General features: G+C 33.0%; 21 protein-coding genes. 10 read left to right on the forward strand and 11 right to left on the reverse strand.

Annotated features, from left to right (window positions below; genetic code table 11):
• Positions 1-15 precede the first annotated feature (15 nt).
• From sucB to JX000_RS06680, 3 genes are all read left to right on the forward strand, one after another.
• Positions 16-1,302 carry a dihydrolipoyllysine-residue succinyltransferase gene (gene sucB, locus JX000_RS06670; protein ID WP_002451186.1) on the forward strand — a complete coding sequence of 429 codons (1,287 nt, stop codon included), beginning with the start codon at positions 16-18 and terminating at the stop codon, positions 1,300-1,302.
• 165 nt (positions 1,303-1,467) lie between these two features.
• Positions 1,468-2,307, forward strand: coding sequence for an ATP-binding cassette domain-containing protein (locus JX000_RS06675; protein WP_206140531.1), 840 nt, complete (start codon positions 1,468-1,470; stop codon positions 2,305-2,307).
• Positions 2,307-3,011 carry a hypothetical protein gene (locus JX000_RS06680; protein ID WP_049423436.1) on the forward strand — a complete coding sequence of 235 codons (705 nt, stop codon included), beginning with the start codon at positions 2,307-2,309 and terminating at the stop codon, positions 3,009-3,011. Before JX000_RS06675 ends, JX000_RS06680 begins: the two co-directional genes overlap by 1 nt.
• 101 nt (positions 3,012-3,112) lie before the next feature.
• Here JX000_RS06680 and JX000_RS06685 read toward each other — a convergent pair whose 3' ends face one another.
• Positions 3,113-3,283 (reverse strand): hypothetical protein, encoded by a 171-nt coding sequence (locus tag JX000_RS06685; RefSeq protein ID WP_002451187.1) that lies wholly within the window; start codon positions 3,281-3,283, stop codon positions 3,113-3,115.
• Positions 3,284-3,515: 232 nt separating this feature from the next.
• Here JX000_RS06685 and JX000_RS06690 point away from each other — a divergent pair, with 232 nt between their 5' ends.
• The 5 genes from JX000_RS06690 to brnQ3 all read left to right on the forward strand — a co-directional run bounded on the left by JX000_RS06690 (position 3,516) and on the right by brnQ3 (position 8,860).
• Positions 3,516-4,325, forward strand: a complete 810-nt coding sequence (locus JX000_RS06690; RefSeq protein WP_049423440.1) for a VOC family protein — start codon at positions 3,516-3,518, stop codon at positions 4,323-4,325.
• A gap of 36 nt (positions 4,326-4,361) precedes the next feature.
• Positions 4,362-4,565 (forward strand): DUF6501 family protein, encoded by a 204-nt coding sequence (locus tag JX000_RS06695; RefSeq protein WP_002451189.1) that lies wholly within the window; start codon positions 4,362-4,364, stop codon positions 4,563-4,565.
• 131 nt (positions 4,566-4,696) lie between these two features.
• Positions 4,697-5,488: an ATP-binding protein gene (locus JX000_RS06700; protein WP_002451190.1), complete on the forward strand. Its 792-nt coding sequence runs from the start codon at positions 4,697-4,699 to the stop codon at positions 5,486-5,488.
• 12 nt (positions 5,489-5,500) lie between these two features.
• The gene (locus tag JX000_RS06705; protein WP_206140532.1) at positions 5,501-7,390 is read left to right on the forward strand and encodes a vWA domain-containing protein; all 1,890 of its coding nucleotides are present in this window, start codon (positions 5,501-5,503) and stop codon (positions 7,388-7,390) included.
• A 126-nt stretch (positions 7,391-7,516) separates the two neighbouring features.
• Positions 7,517-8,860, forward strand: a complete 1,344-nt coding sequence (brnQ3, locus tag JX000_RS06710; protein ID WP_124228309.1) for a branched-chain amino acid-like transporter carrier protein BrnQ3 — start codon at positions 7,517-7,519, stop codon at positions 8,858-8,860.
• Between the two features lie 37 nt (positions 8,861-8,897).
• On the opposite strand, the gene JX000_RS06715 is transcribed toward brnQ3, so the two are convergent.
• Genes JX000_RS06715 through JX000_RS06725 form a run of 3 tightly spaced genes read right to left on the reverse strand, consistent with a single transcriptional unit; the run spans position 8,898 to position 10,978 of the window.
• Positions 8,898-10,034 (reverse strand): toxic anion resistance protein, encoded by a 1,137-nt coding sequence (locus JX000_RS06715; protein WP_481906493.1) that lies wholly within the window; start codon positions 10,032-10,034, stop codon positions 8,898-8,900.
• Between the two features lie 24 nt (positions 10,035-10,058).
• Positions 10,059-10,682 carry a 5-bromo-4-chloroindolyl phosphate hydrolysis family protein gene (locus JX000_RS06720; protein ID WP_049423448.1) on the reverse strand — a complete coding sequence of 208 codons (624 nt, stop codon included), beginning with the start codon at positions 10,680-10,682 and terminating at the stop codon, positions 10,059-10,061.
• Between the two features lie 26 nt (positions 10,683-10,708).
• Positions 10,709-10,978, reverse strand: coding sequence for an acylphosphatase (locus tag JX000_RS06725; protein ID WP_002451363.1), 270 nt, complete (start codon positions 10,976-10,978; stop codon positions 10,709-10,711).
• A gap of 157 nt (positions 10,979-11,135) precedes the next feature.
• On the opposite strand from JX000_RS06725, the gene msaA reads away from it, so the two are divergent.
• Positions 11,136-11,444, forward strand: coding sequence for a regulatory protein MsaA (msaA, locus tag JX000_RS06730; protein ID WP_049423451.1), 309 nt, complete (start codon positions 11,136-11,138; stop codon positions 11,442-11,444).
• 186 nt (positions 11,445-11,630) lie between these two features.
• On the forward strand, positions 11,631-11,831 hold the full coding sequence (cspA, locus tag JX000_RS06735) for a cold shock protein CspA (protein ID WP_002433901.1): 201 nt from the start codon (positions 11,631-11,633) through the stop codon (positions 11,829-11,831).
• Positions 11,832-12,120: 289 nt separating this feature from the next.
• Here the strand turns inward: cspA and lysA are convergent, their stop codons facing one another.
• The 7 genes from lysA to JX000_RS06770 all read right to left on the reverse strand — a co-directional run bounded on the left by lysA (position 12,121) and on the right by JX000_RS06770 (position 19,145).
• On the reverse strand, positions 12,121-13,386 hold the full coding sequence (lysA, locus tag JX000_RS06740; protein WP_075778799.1) for a diaminopimelate decarboxylase: 1,266 nt from the start codon (positions 13,384-13,386) through the stop codon (positions 12,121-12,123).
• 2 nt (positions 13,387-13,388) lie between these two features.
• Positions 13,389-14,465: an alanine racemase gene (locus JX000_RS06745; protein ID WP_206140534.1), complete on the reverse strand. Its 1,077-nt coding sequence runs from the start codon at positions 14,463-14,465 to the stop codon at positions 13,389-13,391.
• 3 nt (positions 14,466-14,468) lie between these two features.
• Complete coding sequence (locus JX000_RS06750; protein ID WP_206140535.1) at positions 14,469-15,620, reverse strand: amidohydrolase; 1,152 nt, start codon at positions 15,618-15,620, stop codon at positions 14,469-14,471.
• Between the two features lie 184 nt (positions 15,621-15,804).
• The gene (dapD, locus tag JX000_RS06755; protein WP_002451358.1) at positions 15,805-16,524 is read right to left on the reverse strand and encodes a 2,3,4,5-tetrahydropyridine-2,6-dicarboxylate N-acetyltransferase; all 720 of its coding nucleotides are present in this window, start codon (positions 16,522-16,524) and stop codon (positions 15,805-15,807) included.
• Positions 16,525-16,547: 23 nt separating this feature from the next.
• Complete coding sequence (gene dapB, locus JX000_RS06760; protein ID WP_206140536.1) at positions 16,548-17,270, reverse strand: 4-hydroxy-tetrahydrodipicolinate reductase; 723 nt, start codon at positions 17,268-17,270, stop codon at positions 16,548-16,550.
• Positions 17,270-18,154 carry a 4-hydroxy-tetrahydrodipicolinate synthase gene (gene dapA, locus JX000_RS06765; protein ID WP_124228311.1) on the reverse strand — a complete coding sequence of 295 codons (885 nt, stop codon included), beginning with the start codon at positions 18,152-18,154 and terminating at the stop codon, positions 17,270-17,272. Before dapA ends, dapB begins: the two co-directional genes overlap by 1 nt.
• A 1-nt stretch (position 18,155) precedes the next feature.
• A complete protein-coding gene (locus tag JX000_RS06770; RefSeq protein WP_124228312.1) occupies positions 18,156-19,145 on the reverse strand; it encodes an aspartate-semialdehyde dehydrogenase in 990 nt (329 codons plus the stop codon).
• Positions 19,146-19,171: the final 26 nt, after the last annotated feature.

Consider the following 19,171-nt stretch of genomic DNA (forward strand, 5'->3'; position numbering starts at 1 on the left):
AGGGGGAAATTCAAAATGCCAGAGGTTAAAGTTCCAGAATTAGCAGAATCAATTACAGAAGGTACCATTGCAGAGTGGTTAAAAAATGTTGGAGATAGCGTAGATAAAGGCGAAGCTATTCTTGAATTAGAAACAGATAAAGTTAACGTAGAAGTTGTATCAGAAGAAGCAGGTGTTTTATCAGAACAACTTGCTAATGAAGGCGATACAGTTGAAGTAGGTCAAGCTATCGCAGTTGTTGGTGAAGGCAGTGGTAATGCATCAAGTGGTTCATCAGATAATCAAACTCCACAAAGTAATGATGAAACTAATAAAGATGATCAACAATCTAAAGAAACTTCTCAACCATCAAACGATACTCAATCATCAGATCAATCTCAAGATGATTCAGCTAATAACCAACGTGTGAAAGCAACACCTTCAGCTCGTCGCCATGCTCGCGCTAACGGCGTTGACTTAAGTGAAGTTGCTGGAAAATCAAATGATGTTGTTAGAAAAGAAGATGTAAACAACAGTCAGAATCAAGCTAAACAATCATCACAAAATGACAACAAACCTTCTGGTAATGAAGCTAAAAAATCTAGTGACAAACCATCTAAACCAGTTATTCGTGAAAAAATGTCACGTAGAAAGAAAACTGCTGCTAAAAAATTATTAGAAGTATCTAATAATACAGCTATGTTAACAACTTTCAATGAAGTTGATATGACAAACGTTATGGATTTACGTAAACGTAAAAAAGAACAATTCATCAAAGATCATGATGGTACTAAATTAGGTTTCATGTCATTCTTCACTAAAGCTGCAGTTGCTGCACTTAAAAAATATCCAGAAGTCAATGCTGAAATTGATGGCGAAGACATGATTACTAAACAATACTATGATATCGGTATTGCTGTATCTACTGACGATGGTTTATTAGTACCATTCGTAAGAGATTGCGATAAGAAAAACTTTGCTGAAATCGAACAAGAAATCGCTAATCTAGCTGTCAAAGCTCGCGACAAAAAATTAGGCTTAGATGACATGGTTAACGGTTCATTCACAATTACAAATGGTGGTATCTTCGGTTCAATGATGAGTACACCAATTATCAATGGTAGTCAAGCTGCTATCTTAGGTATGCACTCAATCATTACTCGTCCAATTGCAATTGACAAAGATACTATCGAAAACCGTCCAATGATGTACATCGCATTAAGCTATGACCACAGAATTATTGATGGTAAAGAAGCAGTAGGATTCTTAAAAACAATCAAAGACCTAATTGAAAATCCTGAAGATTTATTATTAGAATCTTAATTCAAACGACTAACGTTGAATATAATTTAAGAACCAACGGTGATATGAATCACCGTTGGTTCTTTATGTATTAAATAATACTTTAGTAGTATATAATTTTAATAAAATGCATGATACGCTTACTTCAAAGATGAACGTAAATGTATTTTAATTGGGGGGATTTTGATGACAACCGAGGCAATTGTTGCAAATCACATATCAAAATCAATCAATCATAAAGAAATTATAAATGACCTATCGATAACCATTCCAAAATATAGTATCACACACATACAAGGACACAATGGTACCGGCAAGACAATCACATTACAATTGTTAGCAAAACTTATTCGTCCCACAACAGGTAATATTAAAGTTAACGGCCGTATCAGTTATGCACCTGATTATCTGCCCAATGATTTAAATTTAACTGTAGGAGAGTACCTATCCTTTATTCGACAACTCAATCATATACCAATCAATGATCAAGCGTTAAACGATATGATTTCAAAAATGCAACTTGAACCATTTCTATCACACAGGATAAAAAATTGCTCTAAAGGAACACAACAAAAGGTAAATCTGATTCAATGCCTAACTACAAAGGCAGATGTATACTTATTTGATGAACCGTTTAATGGACTGGATCAATCATCATTAGCTTATTTACTTTCCCAACTTAAGTTATTAAAAAATAAAGCAACTATCATATTAACTTCTCATGATTCACGTATTTATCATGACATTATCACTCATACCTTTGATCTTGAAAACCAAGACTTTAAAGAAATGACATCTACATTGTCAGAATATAAAATAGTGAGTTTCATCATAGAAAATATAGAAGATATGGAAGATTTAATCTATTATTTTAAAATGAAATATGACATTACTATTTCAAAAAATACGACTACGCAATCGTACATCAAATTAAAAGTCCCTGTAGAAGAGACCAACGTTGTTTTGAAAAAGTTAATTATTGCTAACGTAACTATCGATGCTGTTATTAACGAGGAGGACGACTGATGCGTTTTACAAACTATCAATTTAAAAAATTAATAAGATCTTACACATTTATACCTCCTTATATCGTTTATATGATTTGGATAGCTATGCTTTATGTTTATAGTGGGCAGTCCATTTTATCGAGCTACGCATCTTCAACTATTGTGTTATTATCTGTGTCGGCATGGTTAACGATTAATATATATCAATTAGAAAATAATAAAGAACGACAGTTGTTATTTATACAATTTAATTCTAAACTCAATTATCTGACACATAAGTTATATTTTAGTTTTTTAACATTAATACCTTTAATCATTTTTTCAATACTTTATCCAATCATTTTCAATCGCTTTTCAGAAAAAGTGTCTATCGTACATATGACTCTTGCAATACATATACATGTGATTGTTGTCATCTTCGGAGTATTAATCGGTACCTTTATTTGTATTCAAAACGTCATGTCGAGAAAGTATAGTTGGTTATTATTGATTTTAATTCTTTTAATATCTATAATGCGACACACTTTAGTAATAAGCCTACCAGTGACCAAATATATATTATGGCTCATACCACCAGTAGGTGAGCTCATTCAAATATATCAATATCCATTAAATCAATTGATTTCAATTCAATTCTTACTTATTACTGTATGGATTTTGAGTTATATCATTATTTTTATAATCGGGTTGTATTATTTATTTTCTAAATCAGAATATTTATAAACACTTGCTTAAATAGTCTAAAAAAGCCAGTAAATGGGTCAATATAAACATCATTTACTGGCTATTTCTATGTTTTAACATTTAAAACTATAGGGTAACTTTTAGTATAAGACGATAATCTCTATAATTGCTAAAATAATAAATACAATAAATGCAATTAAGAAATATTTAAAATTAGGCTTTTGCTTATTCTGTAAATTCGTAAAAACTTGTATACCTGAATAAGCAGCGATTAAAACAGTAATTGCAAATACTATCCACATCGTAGACATGTGTATGCCTCCTTACTTTATCTCTATAATTATATTTTAATACACTTTGACAACAATACCAAAATGAATTTTAACTTAATTTTGAAAAATTAATTACAACCAAACTTTTCACAATACAATTTAAACTTTTATCCATTCATATGATCCATCATCGTAATAGTTCATCATATAAATCATCGTAAAAATACGTTATAATAATAATGTAACGATAAATGATTAGGGGTGTCAGTAAATGAGCGGACTTAGAAGTGTCACGTTAGGTACTAGTGACCTATCTAAAACTAAAGATTTATTTGAAAATATATTAGGTTTTAATTCATCTAAAAAGGGTGAAAATGCTTTAAGATTTGGCGATGCCAATTTAAGTCCTGGTACTCGTATACATTTTGTTGAAGTACCTAAAAGCAATTATCAAAACTTACATATCGATAGCGTTGGATTAAGAACTCCATCAGACTCAGGTCTAGATGAATATCAATCTATTTTTACCAATCATCAAATGTCTTATAGCTCAATTACTGAACTCAATGGTAATAAGCACTTTAACTTCAATGATCATAATCAACAATTATTTGATATCTATTCAAATGAACATAACACAGGCGTTCCATTAGGTATGCCATCATTTGAAAGTACTGTCAATCCGCTACATCAAATTCAAGGCTTAGGCCCTGTGATTCTTAAGGTGAATGAATTGCCTATCACAGCATCTATCCTTACAAATGTATTTGGATTAAATATATTTGCAGAATATCATCCATATGAAGATTCAACACAAGCCATCCAAGTATTTAAAATTGGAGAAGGTGGTCTTGGTGGTGAATTGCATCTATATGAAGCAGAGACAGAAATCAATAATGAAGATGTAGGTATGGTTGAACAAATAGAATTTTCCACTCAAAATAAGTCGGAATTTGAAAACGCTAAACAAACGTTAGATGACATAGGTATACCTTATCAAACGTTAGAACAAGATGATTCTGATTCATTACGTATTACTGAAAAAAGTGGTATTTCATTCATTTATACACTGGAAAAATAAACTTATTAAAATAACTATAGAGGTAGGGAATTAAAGATGTTACACGAAACATGGAAAGAGCGTACACCAATTAAAAAAGTAGAAGTTACAAATACAGATGCGAAGAAGTTCACTGTATCTGATATGCTAACTGTTGGTAAACAATATGATGTCATTAATGAAACTGAAGAATATTATCAAATCATCGATAATTCAGGTTTAGTTGGTGGCTATTACAAAACATACTTTAAAGAAGTTTAAAATCGTTGCAATCAGTTTAGACTATCAAACAAGTATATAAAGATAACAGTCAACAAGACTAAGACAATTGGAAACCCAAACCCACATGTCTTAGTCTTTTTTCATATTGATAAAAAAGGAGCATATTAATCATGGTACAAGCACAATATAAAAATGCGGACGTTTCAGTTTTTAATGATGCAAAAGCATTATTTGATTTAAATAAAAATATTTTATTAAAAGGGCCAACAGGTTCCGGTAAAACGAAACTGGCAGAAACATTAAGTGAAGTGGTAAATACGCCTATGTATCAAGTTAACTGTTCAGTAGATTTAGACGCAGAGAGTCTACTAGGATTTAAAACGATTAAGACAAATGAACAAGGGCATCAAGAAATAGTATTTATTGATGGGCCCGTTATTAAAGCTATGAAAGAAGGACATATTTTATATATTGATGAAATCAATATGGCTAAACCGGAAACATTGCCTATCTTAAATGGTGTGTTAGATTACCGCAGACGTATAACTAATCCATTTACTGGAGAAGTCATTCAAGCAAAACCTGGCTTTAACGTGATTGCCGCAATCAATGAAGGCTATGTAGGTACGCTACCAATGAACGAAGCACTTAAAAACCGATTTGTTGTGATTCAAGTGGATTATATCGACGGCGATATTTTAAGTCATGTTATTAAAGAACAAAGTCGTTTACAAGATGATACAACTATCCAAAAAATCATTAAATTCAACGAAGATTTACGTACAATGACCAAACAAGGTCAAATTTCAGAGGAAGCTGCAAGTATACGTGCACTCATTGATTTAAGTGACTTAGCAACAGTTATGCCAATCGAACGTGCCATTAAACGTACAATTATAGATAAACTTGAGGATGAACGAGAACAGCAAGCCATTATTAATGCAATAGAACTTAACTTTTAGAGAGGGATAATCATGAGCGACCGTTTCATTAAATTTAACGACGAACAGTTAGATGCTAAACAAGTAATGATGTTACAAGACTTAGCTCGTTTACTATTAAAAAACGAACAAACACAAGTTAAAATTCAAAAATTCCCTTATTATAATCCATTCAGTAATACACTAATTACAAGTTGGTTCTGGTCTCACCGTCCAAAAGCAGTTGAAGCTGCTGGTCTCAAAACAGATGTTATGTTAGCGGCCTATGGCTATCAAATGATGGATGTAGATATCGTTAATGAGGTGTTGCATAATAATGAATTTAAACACCCTAAATTTTTCCATCAACTTTTCAAACTATTAGAAGATATACGTATATTCAATGAGATTAAATTACAACGTCCAAGCACAATAAAATATATAGATTTACGTTTAAATACAAGACTTACATTTACTGAATCACAAATTAATGTTTATAAAACTAAAACACTATATACTGATTTATTATTTTTATATTTAGAGCATGCTTTTATTGAACAAAACTTCTATGACATACCATCCATCCATCCAAAATTTGATGACGTTTTAGTTAATATGTATCAATATTTGCCTAACTTCTTTCAGAATCAAAGTTCTGAAGACAATATGTATTTAGCTGAACGCATATTATATCAAGTAGATGATTTATTAAAAGAAGATATGTTAAATGAATATTACTATATTCCTAAAAATCTATATGAAAATATTCAACAAGACTTGTTTGAAGATCTAAAACGAACAGATGCTGCTAATACAGATGGTAAAGATCAGTCGCAAGAGGAAAATGATGCAGTGACAGCTGAAGCAGAAACCAAAGCTGCTGATAGTTCTTCTGAAGGTGGCGCTTATCTCGAAATGGAACTACATGAGGGTGAAAATAGTGAAGTGATGGCTGACAATGATACAGCTAGAGAAGGGGATTCATCCGATGATATGACCGATATGATGACTAAAAAAGGTAAGGGGTCACAAAACACGCTAGATCGTGAAGAAGGCGGCTTTATTGGACAAAATAGCGCCTTTGCATTAGAAGGCATTAACCAAAATGTTGATATTAAATGGAAAGTCCCTGATATTTTACCTGAATACATCCAAGCTTATGAAGATGTTAAAAATGATGTGCAATTTGAAATTAAGGATTTAATCCAAATTATTAAAAAGACGATCGAACGCGAACATCAAGATGAGAGACATAATCTCACTAAAGGTCGACTACAGAAGAATTTAATCAATTGGTTTATAGATGATCAATATAAATTGTTCTATAAAAAACAAGATTTAAGCCAATCATTTGATGCTACATTTACATTATTAATCGATGCTTCAGCAAGCATGCATGACAAAATGGATGAAACGATTAAAGGTGTCGTACTCTTCCACGAGACGTTAAAAGAATTGAACGTCAAACATGAAATATTGGCCTTTAACGAAGATGCCTTTGATTCAGATGAAACGAGGCAACCTAATATTATAGATGAGATTATCCATTACGACTATTCAACATTGAAAAAAGATGGACCGCGTATCATGGCTTTAGAACCACAAGATGATAATCGCGATGGGGTTGCCATTCGAATTGCGAGTGATAGATTAATTCGTCGCAGTCATCATCAGCGATTTCTCATTGTGTTTTCTGATGGGGAACCTTCTGCATATAATTATAGTCAAGATGGCATCATAGATACGTATGAAGCTGTTGAAAATGCCCGTAAGTTCGGTATAGAAGTCTTTAATGTATTCTTGAGTCAAGATCCAATTACCGAAGATATTGAACAGACGATTCATAATATTTATGGTCAGTATTCTATATTTGTTGAAGGTGTTGAACATTTACCAAGCTTGTTATCACCATTATTGAAAAAACTATTACTTAAATCTTTTTAAAAATATGTCTATTTGCTAAATTTAAATCAACTAAGTTTTTAAATTTTCTGAAATTATATAGACTTATGAATTATATCTATGCTAGAATGTTTAATGTTGCATATTTAAGGACAAAGGAGCAGCATTATGAACAAGAATACATGGATTGTAGGGTTCACACTTTTTGCCATGTTCTTTGGTGCAGGTAATTTAATCTTTCCAACGAACTTAGGTTTAGATAGTGGACACTTTTTCTGGCCTGCGATTCTCGCATTTGCACTAACTGGTATAGGATTGCCTTTACTTGGCGTTGTCGTTGGTGCACTTGATAAACAAGGTTATATTGGTGCATTTAATAAAATATCACCAGTTTTTTCGATAATATTTTTAATAGTGATTTATTTAACTATAGGACCATTATTTGCTATACCTCGTACAGCTTCAACATCATTTGAAATGACTGTCACACCGATAGCACATACGAATGGCAATTTAGCTCTATTTATATTTACACTTATTTATTTTATTATCGTATTATATTTATGTATTAATCCAAATAAAATGGTCGATCGTATCGGTTCATTACTTACGCCACTATTACTGATTACTATTTTAGCAATGATTGTTAAAGGGTTTATCGATTTTAGTGGCCATACATCAAGTCATGGTAATACAGAACTTTTTAACAGTAATATTGGTAGTTTTTCTCAAGGGTTTACACAAGGTTACTTAACAATGGATGCTATTGCTGCTATTGCATTTTCAATGATTGTAGTGAATGCGATTAAGGCAACAGGTGTCAATCATGCTGATAAGATATTTAAGCAAACCTTAATGGCAGGTTTAACCGCTGCTGTCGCGTTAATCTTTATCTATATTTCTTTAGGATTTATCGGCAATCACATTGATATTTCAGATGCCAAGTTAAAATCACTTGCTGCTAAAGATCAAAATGTAGGTACATTTTTATTAACGACAATGGCATCTACAGGCTTCGGAACTTTCGGTAAGTATTTATTAGGTATCATTGTAGCATTAGCTTGTCTAACAACTGCATGTGGTTTAATAGTTGCTGTAAGTGAGTATTTCCACAGAATTATTCCTAAAATTTCGTATAAAACATTTGTCATTATCTTTACTATTATTAGTTTTATTATTGCGAATCAAGGTCTAAATGCTGTGATTACAATGTCACAACCCGTACTTAGCGTCATCTATCCTGTGGCAATCACAGTTGTGTTACTCATATTGATAGCAAGATTTATTCCGACAAAACCTATTACACAACAAATCACTGTTATAGTTGTTGCTATTGTATCTATCTTGAGTGTGATTCATACACAAGGATGGTTACAACTGAGCTTCATGGATCATCTATGGCTAAAAGATTATTCATTAGAATGGTTCCCAATTGCGGTCATTACTACCATCATCGCATACATTATTGGTATATTTATCAAACAACAACCTATCGTTTATCAAAAAGAATAGATAAAAAAGCTTCCCTAAAGTAAGTAGGGAAGCTTTTTTAAGATTCTTTTCGCATTGATAATAAATGTTGCTTCAAGTCATTTTCAAGACCAGATAATTCTTTTTCTGCAGCTTGTCGTTTTTGACGACCTTCATGTTGAATTTGTAATGTTTGTTCTATCGTATCAATAATATCACTTTGTGTTTGTTTCAATGTTTCAATATCGACGACACCACGTTCATTTTCTGTTGCCGTTTCAATTGCATTTTGTTTCAACATTGATGCGTTTTGAGTTAATAAATCATTCGTTGTATCTGTGACTGCACGTTGTGCTGATACTGCATTACGTTGTCGCATCAATGTCAACGCAATAGCCATTTGGTTCTTCCATAATGGAATACTTGTTAGAATTGAACTTTGAATTTTTTCAGCTAATGCCTGATTTACATTTTGAATCATTCGTATTTGTGGTGCAGTTTGAATAGCAATTTGTCTTGAAAGTTGTAAATCATAGATTCTCTTTTCTAATCGATCCACAAATTGCTCCATGTCTGCGACTGCTTGAATATCCATTTGATTACCTGTTGTTTCAGCTTTCTTCTGTAAATCAGGAATGATATGTTGTTGTATATCTTGCTTTTTACGTTGTGCTGCTGCAATATAAAGTGTCACATCATCAAAATATCGCTTATTTTGATCATATAACCCATCTAATAAATCAATATCTTTCGTTAAGTTACCTTTATGTTTTTCCAATTGAATGGTAATTCGATCAATCTGCGAACTCACTGATTGCATTCTAGAGAATACCTCATTAATAGAAGCTTTGGTTCTTCTAAAGATACGTTTTATCCTAGATTGTTTATTAGGATCTAAATCATTAGGGTTCACAGATTTTAATTTACTCATCAATTGGTTTAATGAGTTTCCAATAGGTCCAATATCTTTCGATTGAACATCATCCAACATTTGATGTGAAAACTGTGACATATTTTGTTGCAAGTTGGTACCAAAAGATAATAAGCCATCGTGATCAAGTGGTTTTATTTGTTCACTAATTTCATTAATCCTTTTTTGATCAGCTTCAGTAAATTGATGTTCAAAATCTTCAACAACCGTATTCGGTTGCTCAGATTGTTGATTGATATATTGATCAAGAGGGTGTGATGGGGTACGTTCATGTTCATTTGCCATATCCATTTACTCTCCTTATCTATATTATTTTTTTCGACGTTGTTGTTCTAATTTATTTAATTCCATTTCTACATCTAATCGTTCATAATCGTCTTCATTGAGTTGTTTTAAATCTGCTACTAACGTACGTTTGACTTCGTCTAATGTAATTCTTGTTTGTTCTAATTTCTGCTTTTCTTCGGGAGACTTTCTAGGCATTTTAGTTAATCTCGTATATGAATCTACTAAATTCAAGGCATTATCAATATGCGAATAAAAGAATCCTTCTACTTTAAAAAACATTCCTGGACGTTGTCTTACACTCATATAAATCGAGCGAGAGATTCTATAAATGTCGTTAACCTGTCTAAAATCTTTAATAGAACGAATATTGATAAATGATTTGAAAATCAAACGTATTTTAGATTGGGCTTGGTTTAATTGACTTCTAACATATCGATATTCTCTTCGAGTTAAACCTATTTCATTTAGATATTTACGTGAAGTCAAGCGCTGAGTAGGGAAGTAAGACACGACAAATCCTCCCAAACCGATGAATCCGTCTATGATAAAAGACAAATCAAATCCAAAGATACTTACCATCCAAGCAATCATCGCTACCGGTATGCCTACCATGGTCCCCAAAACTCTTGAAATATTATATCTCAACTGCCATCTTCCTTTTTAGTATTGATTTAAATTGTTTTAAAATCAGTTAATGATTCGTCTAAATCTAAGTCTTCTATCTGATAGTTAGTTACATGTGAGGCAGGAGAAGCACCTTCAATAACACTATTTATAAATGATTCTAAATTGTCTTTTTCTCCTTGAGCATATATATCAACATAATCTTCAACATTTTGCACTGTACCTACGACGTGATGTTGATTGCCTAGTCTCTGCGTATAATATCTAAAGCCGACACCTTGTACTGTGCCAAATACTTGTATATGTTTACGTTCCATTATTATCACCTCATATCACTATTATAAGGATAAAGACGTAAAAAAACTAATATTTGCTATATCGTCTATCAGTCAAAAGTATGAGTCTTCTAACTTGATTTTGATATACAACCAGTTAAAATTATCAATATAGAATTTTAAAAAGAAGGGGATACATATGTGGACGGTTGCAAAAATTAGAGCTGACTATGAAGGTTGGTGGTTGTTTGAAGATTGGCCAGAGAAGATTGTTAAACAATCCGAGTTTTCTACATATGAAGACATGTTAGATGCATACTGTAAATTAATCAAAGATTGTAACGCATATTACGACAATTGCGTAATGGGGAAATATAATATGTACGCATTTTACAATAATTGTGATTTAAATTTCTGTGAAGATTGTGATGAGGATTTACAAATATTTTATAGTTTTATTGTTTTAAAAAATAATGAAGTTTATTATAATCTTCCAAAAATAGTTTAAATGATAATTTCCTATAATTGTATTGCAATTTTGCATTATTTAAATTATAATATCAAGTAAGCAATAGTTTTATTCCATATTGCAAAAAATATTTGCTATTATCGTTATGAGTAATTAGGTCATGTATTTTTTGTAATATGCGAATAACGCATATTGAATGAATTTTAGTCTTGGAGGTTTCAGATTATGAAACAAGGTACAGTTAAATGGTTTAACGCTGAAAAAGGATTCGGCTTCATCGAAGTTGAAGGAGAAAACGACGTATTCGTACATTTCTCAGCAATTAACCAAGATGGTTACAAATCATTAGAAGAAGGTCAATCAGTTGAATTTGAAGTAGTTGAAGGCGACCGCGGACCACAAGCTGCGAACGTTGTAAAACTATAATAAATAGATTGTAATTAATTGACTTTATTAACTAACACCTTACCAAGATGTAAGGTGTTTTTTTATGCGATTCATTCAATGTGCTATGTGATGATATAGGATACTTTTTAGACTATCATTAAAAACGTGACTTTTAACTCTCAGTGTTAAGTCACGTTTTATTTATGTTTAAATACTAAAGCATCATTTAGAGAGATGAACTCTGAAGATTAAAAAAATGGCTATAACAACGAGTTCCATTAAACTAATTGTTATAGCCTTATAAAATGCCATACGAGATTAACTTTTATTATTTAGTATCGTTAATAATTAGTTGTCTTAATGATTGACGTTTAATCACTTCACGAGCTTTTCCATCTTTGATAAAGAACACTGAAGGTTTTTGCATTTGATTATAATTAGATGCCATTGAATAATGATATGCACCTGTTGATAATATTGCTAAATAATCACCACGTTGTACAGAACTTGGTAATTTTGCATTCTTAATGATAATATCACCAGACTCACATAATTTACCCGCAATAGTAACTGTATCATCCGCTTCTTCTTGGCGATTTACTAATAAAGCTTGATACTTAGCATCATAAAGTGCTGTTCTAATATGATCACTCATACCACCATCTATAGATACGTATTTATTAATTTCTGGTATCTCTTTAATCGTTCCCACTTCATACAATGTTATTCCAGCTTCGCCAACGATAGAACGACCGGGTTCAATACCTATTTCAGGTGTTTCCATATTTAACTGTTGTGCTTCATTTTTGATTGCATCAGTGATTTCAGCAATGCCGCTTTCAATAGGGAAGCTTACATCTCCCTCAACATATTTAATACCAAAACCACCACCAAGATTAAGTAAATCAACATGAATTTGTTGATCATTTAACCAATTCATAACTATTTTTGCAGTTTCAATAAATGCTTCTGTTCCTTCAATTTGTGAGCCAATATGAATATGTACACCTTTTAAATGAAGATGGTTAGTTTGTTTGATTTTATCAATTGCTTCATTAGCTAAGCCATAGCGTATCGATAAGCCAAATTTACTATCCTCTTGTCCTGTTTGGATAAATTCATGTGTATGTGCTTCAACACCTGGGTTAACTCTTAAAACTACTTGTACTGTTTCACTTGCATATCGATCAATTAAATCGATTTCTTCTAAAGAATCTATGACAAAATATCCAATATGATTTTCTAAAGCGTATTTAATTTCATGCTTCGTTTTATTATTACCATGGAAGTGTATACGACTTGGATCAAAGCCAGCTTCTAATGCAGTATACAATTCTCCTTCAGATACAACATCGAGTTGTAAATCTTCCTCTTGGACTAATTTAACCATCTGTATACAAGTAAATGCTTTAGAAGCATATGAAATATTATATTTTAATCCACTTTGTTGAAATGCTTTATGATAACGACGCATTTGATTTCGTATTTGTTCTTCATCATAAACAATCGTTGGGGTACCAAAACTTTGTGCAACTGTTTTAAGACTTGTACCTCCCATTGTTAATTCGCCGTATTCGTTATATTCTACTGTCATCTTTATCTGTACTCCTTTATAAGAGAATCGTGATTCATAGCGCTCAGTTGTTCTGAATTTGCTCCCACACCCTTAAAGGTATATTCATCAATGCGCATACTTTCATTATATAATACAACTTGATCTTGTGCATGTACGTGTTCATCAACTTCTACAAACATATGGCTCATCATTAGGGCAAGAATAGGGTAGCGCTTACCGTTTATCAATGCTTCATGTTGTGCTCTTGCTCTTAATATACCGTCACCATAACCAACATCTACCACAGCAAGCTTAGTATTGTCATGTTGTGTTTCAAATGCCCAACTATAGCCACAATAGTCACCATTTTGAACTTCTCTAATTTGTATGACATTCGCTTTTACAGTCAATGCTTGTTGAATGGATGATTCATTCAATCCACTATATGGACGTGAACCATATAAAGCAATACCCACTCTAGCATGTGTATGGTGGGGGAGAACGACTTGTCCTTCTCGATAATAGCTTGCACTATTTTGAGAATGTATATAGTCGAATTGATACCCTTCATTTAATAATGTATGTAAAACATTCAACCATGCTGAACGTTCTACATCATATTCAGTTACACCAAATTCATCAGCATAACCAAAATGTGTCCATAAACCAGAAATAATCATGCGTTTAGGGTTCTTATTATGTTGATGATCTTGTAATACCTCTTGAATCTCTTCTAGTGTTTTAAATCCAGAACGATGCAGTAAATTTTCAAACTCTAAGTGCACATGAATATCTCGTAAATCTTCTTTATGCTCGTAATAATACTTTAAAGAAGGTAAGGTCATATGAATATGATAATCACGTACAGTATCAAAATCATATACCGCATTCATAAGAAACACCGTTGCATCTGGTGCTAATTCACGTACACGAACCGCTTCTTTAAGTGACGTCGTACTAAATGTATTGATACCTGCACGTAAAAATTGCTTTACCGCAAATTCTAAGCCATAGTGGTAAGCGTTATTTTTAACAACGGCCATAATGGGTTGTTGATTTTTCACTTTCTTAGCATTGTTATAAAATGCTTCTGTATCGACTGACCAAATTGCTGTCAATGCTTACACCTCTTTATAATTTAATAGTAGTTGTTCATAATAATTGGCTACGTCTATTAATACCTTTTCATCAAAATTTAAATGAGACGTATGTAATCCTGTCACATAACCTTTATCTTTATTGCGAGTTCCAACGAAGACGAAGTAAGCAGGTGCTAATAATTGACCATAGAAACTAAAGTCTTCACCAAATAAGAATGGTGTTGGTTTGTCGATGACTTCTAGATTTGCATTTTTAAGTGCCTGTTCAACAGGTTCGCGTAATTTCGGACTATTCATTGTAGGTGGATAGCCTTCCTCAAATTTTACTTCACACGTCACATTAAATAATAATGATACACTTTCAGCAATTTTTTGCATTTGATTTTTTACAATAGTTAAATCATCGACATCATATGTACGAATTGTTCCTTCTAAATAGCCATTACTTGGTACTGTATTGATAGCTTCACCAGCTTCAAAATGACCCATATGTACTATATTTCGTTTTAATCCATTCAAATGAAATTGTTGTATTTGACCCACTTGTGTTAAGACGTGTTGTAAGGCTTCGCCACATGAATGACCTTGTTCTTTATCAGCAACGTGATTAGATAGTCCTGTTAAATAGAATCGGTACTCTGTCGCACTTGCCGTAATTTCTTCGTCTCGAATGACAACTGTGCCTTCATCAGAAAAAGGATTAACGTGAATACCAAATACAGCTTCAATAGGGTAATTATCAAAAGCCTTGGCTTTTATAAGACGATGTGCACCACCACCTGTTTCTTCTGCAGGTTGGAATATAAATACAATATTGTGAGGGAGAGTACCTTTATCTGCCATTGCTTTACAACGCTTAACAAATAACATCAGTGCCGTCGTATGACCATCATGGCCACATGCATGCATCACGTTATCATTTTGGCTACGAAACTCTACATCATTTTCTTCAAAAATGGGTAATGCATCTATATCTGCTCTATAAGCGATAGTATGCTGACTATTACCTTCAAGATATGCAATCGCACCTGTTTCCAATGGACGTTCAAATGGTACGCCTAATTCTGTTAAGAAATTAGTAATGTACTGAGTAGTTTCATATTCATGTAAACTTAATTCAGGATGCTGATGTAAATGTCGACGGTGTGTTGTTACAAATTCTAATTCATTCATCATTATCATTCCTTTCACCATAAAAATCCCAAAATATATACTATTAAATATCATGATAATAAAAAGTCGAAACAATGAGGAGAGGCAATGTGATCATTTGAACGGTAGGGCGTTAAACACACTCACGTTCAAGTTCAAACCATAGGCCACTCCTTTGTTTCAACTGCCGTATTATTATAATAATTTAATCATTTAATTTGCGTAATGCTGATACAATTTCACGTTTAGAATCTTCGACTTCAGACGTTTGCTTGATCACTTTAGCAGGTGTCCCGGCAACAACTGCTCCTGCAGGTACATCTTGCGTCACAATAGCGCCAGCTGCTACAATCGCACCTTCACCAACTCGAACACCTTCTAAAATAACTGCATTTGCACCAATTAACACATTATCTTCAATGACAACAGGTGACGCACTAGGTGGTTCGATTACACCAGCTAATACTGATCCTGCACCAACATGTACATTTTTACCAGTTGTCGCACGACCGCCTAGAGTAGCATTCATATCTACCATTGTACCTTCGCCAACAACAGCACCAATGTTAATTGTTGCACCCATCATGACTACAGCACCATCTTCGATTACAGCTTGTTCACGAATGAAAGCACCTGGTTCAATACGTGCATTCGTATTTGTTAAATCTTTTAATGGGATGGCTGAATTACGACGATCCATTTCAATTTCAATATCCTCAAATTTGTTTTGATACGACTCATAAAATGGTTTCCAATCATCCGCTTCACAAAAGATCACTTTAGAATGATCTGAACCAAATACTTTAAATGATTCGGGGAAGTTGACGCCATCAAATGTACCATTGACATAAACTTTTAAAGGCGTTGATTTTTTTGCATCACTAATATATTGAATAATTTCTTGTGCTGATAAATGTTGTACCATAATTTTGCTCCTTTAGTTATATTTTATAAATTATCAAATGTATAAAAATCGTTTTCTTTATTGATTAATTTTTCAGCTGCACCAATTGCACCATTCGCGAAAATGTCTTTAGATTGTGCTTTATGTGAAATCGTAATTGTTTCATCTGTTCCAGCAAATAACACATCATGTTCTCCAACAATCGTACCGCCACGAACTGTATGGATGCCAATTTCGTCTGGTGTACGTTTCTCAGTTTTATCATGGCGATCATATACTGGAGTTGTTTTATCACGTAATCCTTCTATAACATCATATAACTTCACTAATGTACCACTAGGCGCATCCACTTTCTTATTATGATGTGCTTCTGTCAGTTCAATATCAAAATCTTGTAATAGGGGAACTGCAGCTTCTAAAATTTTAGTAAGTGCATGAACACCATAACTCATATTTGCACTGAAAAATACTGGCATCTTTTTACCTAATGCTTCTAATTTTTGTGTGATTTTCTCTTTTTCACCAGTAGTCGCAACGACTAATGGCAATTCAAATGATTCATCTAATAGGGGTAATAATAAATTAGGATTAGAAAAATCAATTGCTACATCTGCTTCTTTAGCATCTGCAATATGTTCAAATTGTTGGTATGGTGATGAATCACTATTCATCGGTTCAATAACACCGACAATTTCGTGGCCTTTTTCTTCAGCTAATCTAGCAACACGCTGGTTCATAGCACCATAGCCAATTAATAAGATCTTCATTATTTTTCACCTGCTTTAAATGTTTCGTAAGCTTGCTCTAATGTTTGACGATCATTATCCTCAAGTGGTACAAGAGGCAAACGTAATTCATAGCTTCCAAATCCTTCATAAGCCGTTAATGCTTTAATTGGAATAGGATTAACATCAACTGATAACGCGTCTAATAATTGGCCAATCGGTTCAAATGCCTTTGCCAATGTGTCCCCATCTTGTTTAGCATCATATAAGTGTTGAAATGCTTTTGGAATGACGTTAGCAATAACTGAAATCACGCCATTACCACCACGTTGATAAAAATCAACCACATTGTCGTCATTACCACTATAAATGGCAAATTCATCTTGATTCACACGTTTTTTAACTTCTTCAAAATAATCCAAATCATTTGTCGCATCTTTAAGCGCTACAATATATTTATTTTGACTTAACGTTTCAACTGTTTCTGGTTCAATCGTCATATTCGTACGTGAAGGTACATTATATAAGACAACAGGTAATTCAACTGCATTCGCAATTGTTTCAAAGTGTTGAACTAAACCACGTTGATTTGTTTTATTGTAATAAGGTGTAATTAGCATCACTGCATCTGCACCAAGTTGACGTGCACGTACAGACGCTTGAATAGATTTTTCAGTATTATTTGTACCTGTACCTGCAATCACAGGAACTTGTTTGTTAACTAAATTCACAACTGTTTCTAAAACATGTTCTTTCTCTTCATCGTTTAGTGTAGAGCTTTCAGCTGTAGTTCCATTTACAATAATCGCTTGTGCATTATTTTCTAATAAGAATGTAACGTGTCGTCTTAATGCATCATAATCTACTTCATTATTTACAAATGGCGTTGTTAATGCGACGCCTACACCTTCAAACATGTGTGTCATATTAAAGAACTCCTTTCAATTTTAAAACTTGTTCTAAAACTTGAACGGCATTCAATGCTGCACCTTTAAGTAGGTTGTCTGATGTACACCATACGTGGAAAGTATTGTCTAATGTGTCATCTCGACGAATACGACCAACAAACACGTCGTCTTTACCTGTTGAGTGAATTGCTAAAGGGTATTCATTTTTAGCAGGATTATCTACAAGAACAACACGATCATCTTTATCGAATAGTTCTTGAATTGCTTCAACGGTAGTATCTTGTTTTAAAGTAACATCCATTTCAACACTATGGCTATCTTGAACTGGCACACGTACACAAGTTGCAGTCACTTTTAAATCTTTGTCATTTAAAATTTTACGTGTTTCATCTATCATTTTTTGTTCTTCTTTTGTATAACCATTTTCAAGGAATACGTCAATATGTGGTAATACGTTATTATAAATTGGATGAGGATAAGCTTCTGGTGCTTTACCATTTGCACCTTCAGATAAATCTCTCTTACCCTTAACTCCTGATCCTGAAACCGCTTGATATGTCGTATAAGCTACTCTTGATAATCCAAATGCATCTTGCAATACTTTTAATGGTACGACTGATTGAATCGTAGAACAGTTTGGATTAGCAATGATGCCTCTTGTAAAGTGGGGTTCGTTAACCTCAGGTACAACTAAATCAACATCTTCTGTTATACGCCATTGACTAGAATTATCAATGACAATAGCGCCAGCTTTTTCAAATAGTGGGGCGAAGTGTTCACTTGTACCACCACCAGCACTCATCAATACATAATCAAAGTGTTCACTTGCTGCTTCATCTGTAAGTTCTTGTACTGTATACGTTTGCCCTTGAAATTCGATTGTTTGACCAGCTGAACGTGCTGAAGAAAATAGAACCAATTCATCAAAAGGGATCTCTTTTCGATCTAAAGTTTCTAACATTTTTGTTCCAACTAATCCTGTTGCACCAACTACTGCTAATTTTGTCATGTCTAAGTCACTCCGTTTTAAATATT

It is taken from the genome of Staphylococcus sp. SB1-57 (assembly GCF_017086425.1).
In the GTDB taxonomy this organism is placed as follows: domain Bacteria; phylum Bacillota; class Bacilli; order Staphylococcales; family Staphylococcaceae; genus Staphylococcus; species Staphylococcus warneri_A.

Excerpts from the sequence above, each read along its gene's own strand:
- sucB (WP_002451186.1), top strand. The coding sequence starts at position 16 with ATGCCAGAGGTTAAAGTTCCAGAATTAGCAGAATCAATTACAGAAGGT.
- JX000_RS06675 (WP_206140531.1), top strand. The coding sequence starts at position 1,468 with ATGACAACCGAGGCAATTGTTGCAAATCACATATCAAAATCAATCAAT.
- JX000_RS06680 (WP_049423436.1), top strand. The coding sequence starts at position 2,307 with ATGCGTTTTACAAACTATCAATTTAAAAAATTAATAAGATCTTACACA.
- JX000_RS06685 (WP_002451187.1), bottom strand. The coding sequence starts at position 3,283 with ATGTCTACGATGTGGATAGTATTTGCAATTACTGTTTTAATCGCTGCT.
- JX000_RS06690 (WP_049423440.1), top strand. The coding sequence starts at position 3,516 with ATGAGCGGACTTAGAAGTGTCACGTTAGGTACTAGTGACCTATCTAAA.
- JX000_RS06695 (WP_002451189.1), top strand. The coding sequence starts at position 4,362 with ATGTTACACGAAACATGGAAAGAGCGTACACCAATTAAAAAAGTAGAA.
- JX000_RS06700 (WP_002451190.1), top strand. The coding sequence starts at position 4,697 with ATGGTACAAGCACAATATAAAAATGCGGACGTTTCAGTTTTTAATGAT.
- JX000_RS06705 (WP_206140532.1), top strand. The coding sequence starts at position 5,501 with ATGAGCGACCGTTTCATTAAATTTAACGACGAACAGTTAGATGCTAAA.
- brnQ3 (WP_124228309.1), top strand. The coding sequence starts at position 7,517 with ATGAACAAGAATACATGGATTGTAGGGTTCACACTTTTTGCCATGTTC.
- JX000_RS06715 (WP_481906493.1), bottom strand. The coding sequence starts at position 10,034 with ATGGCAAATGAACATGAACGTACCCCATCACACCCTCTTGATCAATAT.
- JX000_RS06725 (WP_002451363.1), bottom strand. The coding sequence starts at position 10,978 with ATGGAACGTAAACATATACAAGTATTTGGCACAGTACAAGGTGTCGGC.
- msaA (WP_049423451.1), top strand. The coding sequence starts at position 11,136 with ATGTGGACGGTTGCAAAAATTAGAGCTGACTATGAAGGTTGGTGGTTG.
- cspA (WP_002433901.1), top strand. The coding sequence starts at position 11,631 with ATGAAACAAGGTACAGTTAAATGGTTTAACGCTGAAAAAGGATTCGGC.
- lysA (WP_075778799.1), bottom strand. The coding sequence starts at position 13,386 with ATGACAGTAGAATATAACGAATACGGCGAATTAACAATGGGAGGTACA.
- JX000_RS06750 (WP_206140535.1), bottom strand. The coding sequence starts at position 15,620 with ATGAATGAATTAGAATTTGTAACAACACACCGTCGACATTTACATCAG.
- dapD (WP_002451358.1), bottom strand. The coding sequence starts at position 16,524 with ATGGTACAACATTTATCAGCACAAGAAATTATTCAATATATTAGTGAT.
- dapB (WP_206140536.1), bottom strand. The coding sequence starts at position 17,270 with ATGAAGATCTTATTAATTGGCTATGGTGCTATGAACCAGCGTGTTGCT.
- dapA (WP_124228311.1), bottom strand. The coding sequence starts at position 18,154 with ATGACACACATGTTTGAAGGTGTAGGCGTCGCATTAACAACGCCATTT.
- JX000_RS06770 (WP_124228312.1), bottom strand. The coding sequence starts at position 19,145 with ATGACAAAATTAGCAGTAGTTGGTGCAACAGGATTAGTTGGAACAAAA.